This is a genomic window from Brevibacterium picturae, from assembly GCF_900105045.1.
Taxonomy (GTDB): Bacteria; Actinomycetota; Actinomycetes; order Actinomycetales; family Brevibacteriaceae; genus Brevibacterium; species Brevibacterium picturae.
The window spans coordinates 1,894,803-1,907,330 of sequence record NZ_LT629739.1 but is presented as its reverse complement, the minus strand read 5'-3'; the positions used below and the strand labels follow the sequence as shown (position 1 = coordinate 1,907,330).

At 66.2% G+C, this 12,528-nt stretch carries 12 protein-coding genes; 5 read left to right on the top strand and 7 right to left on the bottom strand.

From position 1 onward, the window contains the following. Nucleotides 1-21 precede the first annotated feature (21 nt). The 4 genes from BLT92_RS08935 to BLT92_RS08920 form a co-directional block, all read right to left on the bottom strand. Complete coding sequence (locus BLT92_RS08935) at nt 22-813, bottom strand: creatininase family protein (RefSeq protein ID WP_157691401.1); 792 nt, start codon at nt 811-813, stop codon at nt 22-24. Next, nucleotides 810-1,571, bottom strand: coding sequence for a FadR/GntR family transcriptional regulator (locus BLT92_RS08930; protein ID WP_092104976.1), 762 nt, complete (start codon nt 1,569-1,571; stop codon nt 810-812). Before BLT92_RS08930 ends, BLT92_RS08935 begins: the two co-directional genes overlap by 4 nt. Before the next feature lie 58 nt (nt 1,572-1,629). Beyond that, a complete protein-coding gene (locus tag BLT92_RS08925) occupies nt 1,630-2,667 on the bottom strand; it encodes a CE1 family esterase (protein ID WP_157691400.1) in 1,038 nt (345 codons plus the stop codon). Between the two features lie 157 nt (nt 2,668-2,824). Beyond that, nucleotides 2,825-3,493, bottom strand: coding sequence for a GntR family transcriptional regulator (locus BLT92_RS08920; protein WP_092104972.1), 669 nt, complete (start codon nt 3,491-3,493; stop codon nt 2,825-2,827). 204 nt (nt 3,494-3,697) lie between these two features. Between BLT92_RS08920 and BLT92_RS08915 the strand changes: the two genes are divergently transcribed. The 3 genes from BLT92_RS08915 (at nt 3,698) to BLT92_RS08905 (ending at nt 7,898) form a co-directional block, all read left to right on the top strand. Then, a complete protein-coding gene (locus tag BLT92_RS08915) occupies nt 3,698-4,747 on the top strand; it encodes a 1-aminocyclopropane-1-carboxylate deaminase (protein WP_092104970.1) in 1,050 nt (349 codons plus the stop codon). 258 nt (nt 4,748-5,005) lie between these two features. After that, a complete protein-coding gene (locus BLT92_RS08910; protein ID WP_092104968.1) occupies nt 5,006-6,400 on the top strand; it encodes an NAD-dependent succinate-semialdehyde dehydrogenase in 1,395 nt (464 codons plus the stop codon). Between the two features lie 217 nt (nt 6,401-6,617). Beyond that, nucleotides 6,618-7,898, top strand: a complete 1,281-nt coding sequence (locus tag BLT92_RS08905; RefSeq protein ID WP_157691399.1) for an MFS transporter — start codon at nt 6,618-6,620, stop codon at nt 7,896-7,898. Here BLT92_RS08905 and BLT92_RS08900 read toward each other — a convergent pair. From BLT92_RS08900 to BLT92_RS08890, 3 genes are read right to left on the bottom strand one after another with little or no spacing between them, the layout of a single operon-like run. Further along, on the bottom strand, nt 7,834-8,280 hold the full coding sequence (locus tag BLT92_RS08900) for a helix-turn-helix domain-containing protein (RefSeq protein WP_092104964.1): 447 nt from the start codon (nt 8,278-8,280) through the stop codon (nt 7,834-7,836). The genes BLT92_RS08905 and BLT92_RS08900 overlap by 65 nt on opposite strands. Then, on the bottom strand, nt 8,277-8,618 hold the full coding sequence (locus BLT92_RS08895; RefSeq protein ID WP_092104962.1) for a DUF6204 family protein: 342 nt from the start codon (nt 8,616-8,618) through the stop codon (nt 8,277-8,279). Before BLT92_RS08895 ends, BLT92_RS08900 begins: the two co-directional genes overlap by 4 nt. Further along, a complete protein-coding gene (locus BLT92_RS08890) occupies nt 8,615-9,262 on the bottom strand; it encodes a TetR/AcrR family transcriptional regulator (RefSeq protein ID WP_092104960.1) in 648 nt (215 codons plus the stop codon). The genes BLT92_RS08895 and BLT92_RS08890 overlap by 4 nt, the downstream gene beginning before the upstream one ends. Nucleotides 9,263-9,466: 204 nt before the next feature. Here BLT92_RS08890 and BLT92_RS08885 point away from each other — a divergent pair, with 204 nt between their 5' ends. Together BLT92_RS08885 and BLT92_RS08880 are read left to right on the top strand one after the other, a co-directional pair. Next, nucleotides 9,467-11,107, top strand: coding sequence for a class I adenylate-forming enzyme family protein (locus tag BLT92_RS08885; RefSeq protein WP_092104958.1), 1,641 nt, complete (start codon nt 9,467-9,469; stop codon nt 11,105-11,107). Continuing rightward, nucleotides 11,104-12,525: a beta-ketoacyl-[acyl-carrier-protein] synthase family protein gene (locus tag BLT92_RS08880; protein ID WP_092104956.1), complete on the top strand. Its 1,422-nt coding sequence runs from the start codon at nt 11,104-11,106 to the stop codon at nt 12,523-12,525. The genes BLT92_RS08885 and BLT92_RS08880 overlap by 4 nt, the downstream gene beginning before the upstream one ends. Nucleotides 12,526-12,528: the final 3 nt, after the last annotated feature.

The window sequence follows — 12,528 nt, the reverse complement described above, 5'->3', positions numbered from 1 at the left end:
TGGACTAGCTGAGGTCGGCTGTCATAGTCGCAGCATCTCCCGGGAGTAGGCGACGAGTTTCGCAACGATTTCGCCGAGGATGTCGTCCCCGGCCGTGGCCGTGGCGGTGCGGGGATCCCCGAGGACCCCGTTCTCGGAGTACTGGTCAAAGGTGACGGCACTCGCCGGTGACTTCGTCCGGCTCAGCCGTGCCCGTGGTAAGAGATCATCGAGGGCAGTGGCTCCGGCAGTGAGGCGAGGGGAATCGACGAGGCGGTCGTCGATGGCCAGCATCTGTGAGGTTTCGGATTCCCCGGAATGCCCGCTGACCTCGGTGCGCGGCAGTATTGCGGTGGCCTCGGTGGCCAGGGCGCTGACCGGCGAATAGGCGAAGGTGAGATTCGGATGCGTTCCCAGCAGCACCTGTTGGGCGACGCCGAGGGCGGCCATGTTGCCCCCGTGGCCGGTGATCACCAGGATGCGGGTGAAACCGGAGTCGCTGAGTTGGCCGGCGACCGTGGTGACGATGTCGACGAAGGTCCGCGGGTCGAGTGTGATGGTGCCGGGCAGGTTTCCGTGGTGAGGGGACACCCCATAGTCGATGCTCGGGATCACAAAGGCTCTGCCTGCCAACTCCTCCGCCACGGCCGTGGCCACATGCTCGGCCCGGATGCTGTCGGTGCTCACAGGCAGCCCGTCCCCGTGCTGCTCGCAGGCACCGACAGGCAGGATGAGGAGGGAGTCGCTCTGCTTCGCGAGTTCGATCTCGAGAGAGGTCAGTTCCCCGTACTGACGGACCTGCGGGCGGATCTCGGTCACGGTCTGTCGGGTCACTGCTCGTGCCCGTCGATGGTCGTCGGCTCGGCAGGTGCCACAGCCTTGGCCGGTGCCACAACCTCGGCGGCGGTGGTCTCCTCGGTGTCTGCACGTTCTGACCAGTCGGCGAGGACTGCCGCCTTGATGCTCTCGAGGTGCTTGCGCGTCCGGTGCGATGCTTCGAGGCCGTCGCCGCGCTTGACGGCGTCGAGGATGTCGGCGTGCTCGTCGTGGTCGCGGAGTCGGTCGTAGGTGAAGCGGGCCGCTTGCTGGGTGCGCGAGTGGATGGCGAGAAGAGACACGAGCATCTCGTGCAGCGCCCGATTCCCCGAAGCCTTGGCCAGCTCCACATGGAAGTGTCCGGCGGGAACCTCGGTGTGCAGCTGCAGGGCATTGTCGACCGCCGTCTCCATGGTCTGCACGGACTCCTCTCCCTGCACGCTGGCCGCTAGTTCAGCGATGCCGGGTTCGATGGCGATGCGGGCATCGAGCAGTTCGATGGCGGCCGCGAGGTCGACGGGCACATAGTGCGGGTTGTCGAGGATCCTGCGGTTGATCGCTTCTCGTACGTAGGTCCCCGAGCCGTGCTTGAGCTCGACCGACCCCGTGGCCTCGAGGCGGCGCAGGGCCTCGCGGACAGTGGGGACGGTGACCTCGAAACGCTCGGCCAGGGCTCTGGCCGAGGGCAGGGGCTGTCCCGGCCGCAGGTCCTGCGAGCGGATGGTGGTGACGATCTCACGGGTGAGCCGTTCGACGAGTCCGATGGGTTGTGTCATGGCACTCTCCTTCAAGTGTTTAAGTCATCTAATCACTTAGTGAATTGCGTGTCAAGGGTCACTCGTGAGCGGTCGTTCGGACGGCCGTGTCGGCTGCTTGGGTGGTGTCACTTCTGCGCGGGTGGTCCGTGAAGAAGTCCCACAGCGTCTCGGTCGCGGAGAAGTCCTTCGTCACGTAACCGCCGCCACTGTACATGGTCTCACCTGGCCAGACGTGCCCGCCGTCGGCGACCGAATAGAGCTCGACATCGGCTCCGCCTCGGCACTCCTGCCACTGCGTGCGCACGATCTTCTCACCCTTCCGTCCGACCTTCTTGTCTTTCGAGCCCTCACAGCCTGCTGCCTCGGCCCAGGGCTTGAGCCAGTTGCGCACGGAGGGATAGGTCTCTCCCTGGCGCTCGCCTCCCTCGTAGTGCATGGTGGCATCACCGGTGCCGTGGATGGCGAGCATCGGGGTCGGCTCGGAGTAGTCGCAGCCGGCGAAGGACTGCGGATAGTAGGCGCCGGCGACGGTGGCGAACGCGGAGAATCTGTCCCGCAGATTGCAGGCGAGCACCGAGACCATGCCGCCGCCATTCGACTTGCCGGTCGCATAGACGCGGCTGAGGTCGATGCAGAATTCGTCCTCGATCGAATCCAGGAGATCGGCGACGAACCGCACATCGTCGGCCTCGCTGGCATACGGAGCGCCCTGCCAGGAGCGCTTCCCGTCCGTGGGGACGCCGTCGGGGAAGACGGCGATGGCGGGCAGGGTGGGCAGTCCCGTGTAGTTCTGGAACTCGGCACCGTCGGAGCCTCTGCCGTGGAAGCCCAGGACGAGGGGAGTCGGGTCGGTGACGTCGTAATCGCGAGGGATGTTGATCCGGTAGGTTCGTTCGTCGCCCGCCGAGGTGATCGTGGCCTGATCGTTCCCCGGCTTCTGTTCCACCCCGCACCCAGACGACGGGTTCGCCGGAGTGGAGTCTGCCGCCGATGGTGACGCGGCATGGGCGGCTGCACGGGCGCTGTCGGCGTGCGGGAGGAGTGTGAGGGCCAGACTGAGCAGGATCGTCAGTGCCAGGCCGATGGACAGTGTGCTTTTCGTCGCTGAACGCAATGTTCTTCCTTTGATCGTCGGTGATCGTGGCGCCACTCTACACTAGTCATCTAATCACTTAATGACTTGTTGGGATGGCGCGGCGGTCGAACGGTGCGCAGGGGCGGCGTGGCACCAGGCCTAGATTGCGCTGTGCCCCTCGGGTGGTGGGTGGAGCTCAGTCGGTGCTGTTGCCGGCGAGGGTGGACCAGTTCTCGCAGGTCAGGGCCATTGCGCGGTCTGCCTCCCCGGCGCGGACGGCGGCGATGATCTCGGCGTGCTGCTCGGGGGAGGCTGAACCCGTCACGGAGTCGAAGTGCAGGTATTCGGTCCGACGCAAGGTTGCAGTGACGACCTCGAGGTGGTCACGGATGAGCGGATTGCCGCTGCGAGACAGGGCTACCTCATGGAATGCGTCGTCGGCGGCGATGGCCGCATCGATGTCCGAAGCCCCCGGCGTCGCCTCTCCCAGTGCCGATCTCAGGTCTTCGTTGGCGGTCTCCATATCGGCAATGTCCTTCGCCTCCAGCTTCGGGAAGGCGAGGCTCATCGCGAGGGCGTGCAGCTGGGCTGCAATCTGCCGGGCGTGGACGACCGCCTCCGGATTCTCCGGTGCCACACGGGTCATCCGACCCGGCTCGGCGACGATCAGGCCCGCCTGTGCCAGGCGCTGAAGTGCTTCGCGGACGGGAGTGCGGGAGACCTGCAGCCAGGCGCCCAGCTCCTGGTCGCGCAGCTGTTCCCCGGGTGCCAGCTGGCCGCGGACTATGGCATCGCGGATCGAACGGTAGACGTCGTCGCGCAGCAGCCTCCGCTGGGGGATCGGGGTATCTGTGGGAATCGGCACTCTCGACCTCTCTCGGACCCGGTGTGGATGCAGTACTGGCGCAGAAGACAGTCCTGGCATGTGGGACTGCCCGTCCGACCCATTGTAGTCCCCATCAGAATGCAATATATTGCATATCGCGAGCATCGTTCGGCCGCACGCAACAGCCCGTACCACTACGTGAGCGCAAAGAGTCGCATCACCCGACGAAGAGGACACGACGCCATGGCGATCACCGATTTCGAGCGCTACCCACTGACCTTCGGCCCCAGCCCGGTCCACGAACTGAAGCGACTGAGCGATCACCTCGGCGGGGCCCGGGTGTGGGCCAAACGTGAGGATGTGAACTCCGGGCTGGCTTTCGGCGGCAATAAGACCCGCAAGCTCGAGTACATCGTTCCCGACATCCTCGCCTCCGGTGCGGACACGCTCGTCTCGATCGGCGGGTACCAGTCGAATCACACCCGACAGGTCGCAGCCGTCGCGGCTCACCTCGGACTGAAGTCGCGCCTCGTGCAGGAGCGCTGGGTCGACTGGGACGATCCGGTCAACGACACGGTCGGCAACATCGAACTCTCCCGCATCATGGGTGCCGAAGTGCACCTCGACTCGGCCGGATTCGACATCGGCATCCGCTCCAGCTGGGAGAACGCCATCGCCGAGGTTGAGGCCGCAGGCGGCAAGCCTTACCCCATCCCGGCCGGAGCCTCCGAGCACAAATTCGGGGCCCTCGGCTTCGTCAATTGGGCCTACGAGGTTGCCGAGCAGGAGAAGGAGCTCGGCGTCTTCTTCGACACCATCGTGGTGTGCACGGTCACCGGTTCGACCCATGCGGGCATGATCACGGGATTCGCGGCACTCGAGGCGGCTGGGGGACCGAAGCGCCAGGTCATCGGCATCGACGCTTCCGCGACCCTGGAGAAGACCCGCGACCAGGTCAAGCGCATCGCGAACAACGCCGCAGAACTCATCGGTCTCGGCCGGGAGATCACCGATGCCGAGGTCGACATCCGCCCGGGCTGGGAGGGCCCGGCATACGGCATCCCTGACGAGTCGACCGTGAACGCGATCCGCACCACCGCGGAACTCGAAGGCGTTATCCTCGACCCGGTCTACGAGGGCAAGTCGATGGCCGGACTTCTCGATCTCGTCGGTCAGGCGGATGCCGATAGGCGCAATGCCGGAGGCCGGGGCGCCGTGGGCAAGGATTCGACGGTCCTCTACGCCCACCTCGGCGGGCAGCTGGCGCTCAACGCCTACAGCTCGATCTTCTGAGTTGCGCCGAAATCGTGAGCGTGCCTACTGAGGTTTGCGGATTCCGTGACGAACACCGCGAAATCCGCACAGCCTCGGCGAGGTGACCAGGCCGTATCCGAGACTGATGATTCGCCCAGGTTCCGCCACTTGTTGCGCACGTCACCTGTTGATAGCGTGAGAGGCAAGCATACGCGATCCGTCGATTTCGACGGCGAACAGCGATGCAAAACGCCTTATCCGGCACCATCAGGGTGCCACTAGTCAAAGGAGTCTGGAATGAGCAATGTAGGCAGTGCTGCAGGCGGCTACCGTGTCGAGAATCCGGCCACAGGCGAAGTCCTCGAGAAGTTCGACACCGCCACCGACGCAGAGATCGAAGAGGTCCTCGATGCAGCTCACAAGGGCTTCCTGAGCTGGCGCGAGAAGACGATCGAGGAACGCGGAAAGATCGTCAACAAGGTCGCAGCCCTGTTCGGTGAGCACAAGGACGAGCTCGCGAAGATCATCGCCGAGGAGATGGGCAAGCCCGTCGCCGAAGGCACCGAAGAGGCCGAGTTCTGCGAGGAGATCTTCAACTACTACGCGGACAACGGCCCGGAGTTCGCCGCCGACGAGCCCATCAAGTCGATGTCGGGCGGCAAGGCATTCATCCAGCGCCGCCCCGTCGGCCCGCTGCTGGGCATCATGCCATGGAACTTCCCGTACTACCAGGTCGCGCGCTTCGCAGCGCCCAACCTCGTCCTCGGCAACACGATCATCCTCAAGCATGCCGAGATCTGCCCCCGCTCCGCGGCGAAGATCGCCGAGCTCATGAAGGAAGCAGGCGTTCCCGAGGGCGTGTACAACAACGTCTACGCCACGCATGAGCAGATCGAGACCGTCATCGCCGATGATCGCGTCGAAGGCGTGTCACTGACCGGGTCCGAGCGCGCCGGTTCGGCCGTGGCCGCCACCGCCGGCAAGAACCTCAAGAAGGCCGTGCTCGAGCTCGGCGGTTCCGACCCCTACATCGTCCTCGACACCGACAACATGGACGAGGCCGTCGACACCGCATGGGGCACCCGCCTGTACAACACCGGCCAGGTCTGCAACGCGAACAAGCGCATGATCGTCATGGACGACATCTACGACGAGTTCGTCTCCGGACTGACCTCGCGTGCACAGGCTTGGACGAAGGGCACTCCCGCCGAGGCGGGCGACGGCAAGTATTCGCCACTGTCCTCACGTGGAGCCGCAGAGAATCTGCGCAAGCAGCTCGACCGTGCGGTCGAGCAGGGCGCAACTCTCGTCGGCGGCGAACTCGCCACCGACGGTTCCGCCTATGTCTCGCCGGCCGTGCTGACCGGGGTCACCTCTGACATGGATGCCTACCGCGAGGAGCTCTTCGGCCCGGTAGCCACCGTGTACAAGGTGAGCAGCGATGACGATGCGCTCAAGCTGGCCAACGACACTCGCTTCGGACTCGGCGGCGCAGTGTTCGCCAAGGACGAGGAGCGTGCCGCGAAGCTCGCACAGCGTCTAGAGGTGGGCATGTCGAACGTCAACACCCCGGGTGGCGAAGGTGCGGAGATTCCATTCGGCGGCACCAAGCGTTCGGGCTTCGGCCGCGAGCTCGGCCCCTACGGCATGGACGAGTTCGTCAACAAGCGCATGTACTACGTCGCTGACTGAGGCCCACGAGCACACCTCTCGCCGATAAACGGGTTGAGTGCCGAGACGCGCCTGCGCACGGGCGTGCCTCGGCACTCAGCCCGTTTTTCGATGCTGGGACCTGTGCTTGCGGGCACGTTGGGTGAGGTTCGTCGGGATCTCGACACTCGGCGGAGGCGCTCGGTAGCGTCTGTGGCGTCCTTGACCGATGAGTGAACCCACGAATGAGGCGAGACGGATGCCCAGAACGCTCATGCTCGGCCTGTGCGCCGGGTACTTCCTCGTCCTCCTCGATGTGACAGTCGTCAACATTGCGCTGCCGCAGATCAATGCTGATCTCCGTGCGGGGCAGGCGGGGATGGCCGGGGTCGTCAATGCCTACACCTTCGTTCTGGCCGCGCTGCTGCTGGTCTTCGGGGCGGCGGGTGACCGGTGGGGCCAGCGTCGGATCGTCATGTTCGGCTTCCTCTGCTTCTTCGTCGGCTCGCTGGCCTGCTCGCTGTCGCCGACGATCGAGGTCCTCGTCGTCTCACGGGCTGTTCAAGGGGTGGGTGCCGCCGCAACGATGACGGGAACCCTCGCCATGCTCTCGGAATCGGCGGCGGATGAACGTGAGCGAAACAAGCTCGTCGGGCTGTGGGCTGCGTTGGGCGGGATCGCCCTTCCCTTCGGGCCGCTGCTGGGTGGACTGCTCGTCGATCTGGGCAGCTGGAGGGCCGTGTTCTGGCTGAATCTGCCGATTATCCTTGCGGCGTTCATCCCGATCATTGTGGACTCTTCACGGGCGAGGGCAGCGAGACTGGGACCTGGTGGATTGGGACCTGGGCGCGTCGAGCCTTCTGAGTCAGCCTCGTCCCCGAGCCCCGCTGCCTCTTCGGGTACATCGCGGATGAGGCTGGTGACGGCCTGCATCGTCGCGGGACTGATGAACTTCTGTATTCTCGGGTCCCTGTTCCTGCTGACTCAGTTCTTCCAAGGCGATCGAGGGCTGAGCCCATTCCAGGCGGGGCTGGCGACTCTGCCCGCGCTGCTTCCGATGCCGATCTTCGGGGCACTGTCGGGGAAGGTCAGCAACCGCCTCGGCGTCTGGAAGACAAGTGCACTGGGGCTCATTGTGGCCGGCGTGGGGCTCGGTCTGATGGGTCTGACGATCTCTGGGCCGGGACTGTGGGGTCTGTGGTCCGCGCTCGTCGTATGGGCGATCGGGGTCGGGATCCTGACCCCTGCGATTGTGGCAGCGGCGATGCATGCCCTGCCGCAGAGGCCGGGATTCGCCTCGGGTGCGGGAAGCACGGCGCGCAACCTCGGCGGAGCTCTGGGAGTGACGGTCTTGGCTGCCCTGCACGAGGTGGACACCGGTGTCCTGATGGCAGGGGCCGGTGTCGCCATGATCGCCGCCTCGTTCATCTGCATCCAGGTCCAACGCGGGGGGACTCAGGTATCGACGGTCCGCCTTATGTCGGCCGGGAGTGAGGGGAGCGGCTGGATCCCACGGTCGAGATCACCTCTGTCGGATTGAGCCCGGTGTCGGTGAACCAGCGGTGTGCCGCCTTCTCGGCGAGACCTTCGGCCTGATCGACGAGTGCTCGGCCGCTGTCGGTGAGGGCGAACTCGCCGGACTCCGTACGCGAGAGCCAGCCGAGCTTGACCAGAGGCAGGCTGGAACGCACTGCATGCGACCGGGACTCGCCCATCGCCTCGGCGATGTCCTCCCGGGTCAGCCCCTGCAGCTGCGCGCCGATGATGCGCAGCCGGCGAAGGTCATCCAGGAAAAGCCCCACGCGGGAGAGCACGGTGCCGATCGCGGTGTCCAGTGAGCTCTTCGCCCAGGCCAGGACCAGTGCGGCCTCGAGATCGGGTGCTGCGTCCGAGGTCTCGTGCTCCGCATGCTCAGAGTTCATCGGCGTGCCCCCGAACGCACTTTGACGTCCTCGATGCACACCGAGGAGACATCGACGATTCTGCCGCCGAGGCCACGCGCGGCGAGGTCGGCATCGGAGAGCTCCTCGGCATGGATGCCGGCGGCCACCTCGGCGTCATCGGGGCTCGCTTCGTCGATGGTGAGCAGAAATCGGTGCTGATAGTTCACCAGTTCGGGTGTGTAGAGGAACGTTCCCTCCGGCGTGAAGTGCGCGGCGAACATATCGTGGTCTTCCTGCGCAGCATGCAGGGACGCGCGCTGGGTGTCGTCGAGGTCGGTGAATCTGCCGCGGACTGTGGTGCGGAAGTTGCGAATCATGAATGTGTTCCCTCTGGATCTGCGTTGTCGGTGCTGCGCGTGGCGTGGTCGAACAGGGCGATGATCTCACCTGCATCGATGCTGGTGTGGGCGGGCACTGCCGTGTCGAGGACCGAGCGCAGCGACAGGGCCATCGTGGTCGCGTCGAAGATGCGCATCTCTCCTCTGCTTTGGCCCTCCTCGAAGAGTGCCACGAGGTCCGCGACAGAATCGGCCGAGCGCTGACCATAGGACGCCGAGCGCCGATCGTGGTGCTGCGTGTGGTCGGCCTTCCTTCCGAGGTAGCCCACGGCCGCGATGATGGCCGCGGCCCGAGTCGGTTCGCGCCGGCAGTAGTCGATGTGCGTGGATATATAGGTGGCGAGCCGTTCATTGGCCGACGCCCGCGACGCCAGCGCCCGAGTGAGCTTGGGCCCGAGGTCGTCGATCACGAACTTCATGACCGCGGAGGCGAGCTCGTCCTTGTCGGCGAAGTTGCCGTGGATTGCTCCGCGGCTGAATCCGGCGTTTTCGGCGACCGCGATGAGGGAGGTGCCGCGGACGCCGTGCTCTGCGAACAACTGTGCCGCCGATTCGATGAGGCGTCGGCGGGTGGCCTGCTGACTCTCTCTGCGCGTCAGGCGGTGATGGCGGGATGTGGTCATGAATTCAGAATACTTTATAGTATTCGAATACAGCAAAGTATTTGGACACGACGGTCCGCTGAGAGCGATTCGACCACGTTGTACTGTGGGAGGGGCGGCCGGGGCACACCGACACGGACTGTGCTGATGCGGATTGCCCCGGCACCGGTTGCACCGACCCGCTGGCTCCGACGCGGTCTGCCACGAACATCAGGAGGTTCATACGTGCCGATCACCTCGATGATCCTCGACGTCGCCGGGAGAGACCCCGAGCAGCTCGCCCTCGTCGGTGCCGACGATTCTCTGACATACTCCGAACTCGTCGAGGACTCCCGCCGGATGTTCGCCGCCGTCGACGAACTCCATCGCGCACAGACCGAGCCGCCGACCTCCGCGCCGGAGACCGACGGCATCCCCATCACCGCTATCAGCACCACCTCGGCGTTTCACACCTCCCGCATCATCGCCGGGCTCGCCGGATTCCGCGCGGTGTCCGCGACCATCGACCCGCGCTGGCCTCTGACCCACCAGCTCGGCGTCATCCGCACCACCGGGATCGGTGTCGTCATCAGTGACTCGCCCGCCCTCACCGAGGCGCTCGCCGCCTCCGCCTGGACCGGCACAGTCATCAGCCTCGCCGACTTCCGCGCCCGCGAGGCCGCCATCAGATCGGATTCGTCTGCGCACCCCGCGTGTGCAGATTCTGCCCGCGCGCCCACCGTCCGCGATGAGTCCGAACCCTTCCTCATGCTCTTCTCATCGGGGACGACGAGCAGCCCGAAGGCGTTCATCAAGACGCGCCGGCAGTATCGGGACAACGTCGCCGTCTCCGCCGCCCACCTCGAACCGCTGCCCGGAGTCGCGACGCTGGCACCCGGCCCGGTGTCCTACAGCCTGACTCTCTACGCCGTCATCGAGAGCCTCGCGACCGGCGGCAGTGTGCACGTCGCCGATGAGTTCGATCCGATCGCGATGGGCAGACGCATCGCAGCGGAGGTCATCACCCGCGTCGTCGCCGTCCCCGCCGTCGTCCGCGCCCTCGCCGAGGCGGCTCGCCGTGACCCCGAACGTTTCACCGGGCTCGATCTCGTCGTCACCGGTGGGGCCAACCTGCCGGCGAGCATCCGCGACCGCCTCGGCGAGATCCTTCCGGATACCCGGCTGATCAGCTACTACGGTGCCGCGGAGATCGGATTCATCGGTGACAGCCGCGAGGGAGACGGCACCTGGATCACCATCTATCCGAGCATCGGCGCCCAGATCCGAAGCGACCTCCCCAGCCCGGGCTCCGGGAGGCGTGAGCCCGGACAGCGAGAGTCCGCGCAGCGTGAGTCGGGCACAGAGGTCCCCGAGGGTGAACTCGGCACACTGTGGATCCATGCCGCGGCCTGCTCCTATGGCTACGTCACCGGCACCACTGAGGCGGTGCTGCGCGGCGCGGACGGCTGGGCCACGGTCGATGACCAGGGGCGCATCGACAACGGTATGCTGCAGCTCGCCGGCCGGGCCGGGGACATCGCGATCACCGGTGGTCACAAGGTGTCACTGCCGGAAGTCGAGCGGGCGTTCGAGACCTATGGCCACCTCGGCGAGGTATGCGCAATCGCCCTCGACGACCCTGCGTTGGGCAGCATCATCGCACTCGTCGTCGAAGGAGATGCGCCGGCGGCGGAGGCCGGCTTCAGTCCGTCACAAACGGGTGCCAGCAAGACCGCACTCATCGACCACGCACGCGCCCGCCTGGCACCCCAGTTCGTTCCACGTCGCATCTATCGGCTGGAGCATCTGCCCAGGACCGTCGGCGGGAAGATTCGGCGCGCCGAAACCGTTGACCTCATCATGGACGGACAGGGACAGCGACTGTGAGCGCATCGAGACCCGCGCGTCGGGGCGCACAGGACGCACGTCGGGGCGCACAGGACAACGAGGGCCGCCGCGTCGTCATCACCGGTCTGGGCGCGATCACCCCCAGCGGCAATGACGTCGACTCCCTCTGGGGTTCCGTGGTCGGCGGCCGCAGCGGGATCAGCCGGCTCGAGGGCGAACGGTTTGGGGATCTGGCCGTGCGCATCGGCGGCCAGGTGAAGGACTTCGACGCCGAGGCGATCCTGCCCCGAGCGCTCGCCCGTCGGCTCAGCCCGGTCCAGCATTGGGCGATCGCCGCCGCCGACCAGGCACTGGCACAGGCGGGGGTGGCACACTCGAACGCGCCGGCGCCCCGGAACGCTGCGGCGCTGCCGAATGCTGCGGCGGATTCCGACGAGGCCGACGGTCTCCCCTGGGACCGAACCCGAGTCGCCGTCATCGCCGCCACCGGGTCCGGGCCCGTCGACGCCATGCAGAACGCCACGCGCTCACTGCTCGATGGAGGCCCCCGCTCGGTTCCCCTGACACTGGCGATCCACGGTGCCCCCGACTCGGCCGCGGCACTGCTGAGCCAGCGCTACGATTTCCGCGGACCCGGACAGGGTGTTTCGGCCACCTGCGCCAGCGGGGCCATCGGCCTCGGCGAAGGAATGCGGCGCATCCGCCACGGCTACGCCGATGCCGTGCTCGTCGTCGGTATGGAGGACTGCCTCAACCCGGTCAACCTGGCCTCGAATGCGAACATGCGGGCACTCGCCGCCGGCTTCGAGGACGATCCGGCCTCGGCCAGCCGCCCCTTCGACAGTGCGCGGACCGGGTTCGTCATGAGCCAAGGCGCGGGCGCCATTCTCCTCGAGTCCGAGACCGGGGCCGCTGCTCGCGGAGCCACAATCCTCGCCGAGCTCGCAGGTTTCGGTGCCGCCAGCGATGCCTACCACCCGACGAACCCGCACCCAGATGGTCGAGGTGCCGCCTCGGCGGTGAGTGTAGCCCTGGCCGATGCCGGGCTCGAGGCCGCCGACATCGATCACATCAACGCCCACGCCACCGGCACACCCGCCGGTGACGCGGCAGAGCTCAGCGCCTTCGACACCGCCCTCGGCGCGACCGCGCGCTCGATTCCGATCAGCGCCACGAAGTCGTCCACCGGCCACCTCCTCGGTGCCTCGGGTGTGGTCGAAGCGATCGTCGCCATCCGCACGATGGCGGAGCAGAGGCTGCCGCCGACGCTCAACCTCGGCGATCTGGAATTCGAGGGGTGGGATATCGTCGCTGATCAGGCCCGTGCTGTTGGTCATACCGGTGGTCGTGAAAGCGGGTCCGACGACGGGCCGGTGGACACGGTGCTGTCGACCTCGTTCGGCTTCGGCGGGCACAACGGCGCGATCATTCTGCGCAGGCCCCACACACCGGCGTGACAC

Excerpts from the sequence above, each read along its gene's own strand:
- BLT92_RS08910 (WP_092104968.1), top strand. The coding sequence starts at position 5,006 with ATGAGCAATGTAGGCAGTGCTGCAGGCGGCTACCGTGTCGAGAATCCG.
- BLT92_RS08905 (WP_157691399.1), top strand. The coding sequence starts at position 6,618 with ATGCCCAGAACGCTCATGCTCGGCCTGTGCGCCGGGTACTTCCTCGTC.
- BLT92_RS08915 (WP_092104970.1), top strand. The coding sequence starts at position 3,698 with ATGGCGATCACCGATTTCGAGCGCTACCCACTGACCTTCGGCCCCAGC.
- BLT92_RS08930 (WP_092104976.1), bottom strand. The coding sequence starts at position 1,571 with ATGACACAACCCATCGGACTCGTCGAACGGCTCACCCGTGAGATCGTC.
- BLT92_RS08890 (WP_092104960.1), bottom strand. The coding sequence starts at position 9,262 with ATGACCACATCCCGCCATCACCGCCTGACGCGCAGAGAGAGTCAGCAG.
- BLT92_RS08895 (WP_092104962.1), bottom strand. The coding sequence starts at position 8,618 with ATGATTCGCAACTTCCGCACCACAGTCCGCGGCAGATTCACCGACCTC.
- BLT92_RS08900 (WP_092104964.1), bottom strand. The coding sequence starts at position 8,280 with ATGAACTCTGAGCATGCGGAGCACGAGACCTCGGACGCAGCACCCGAT.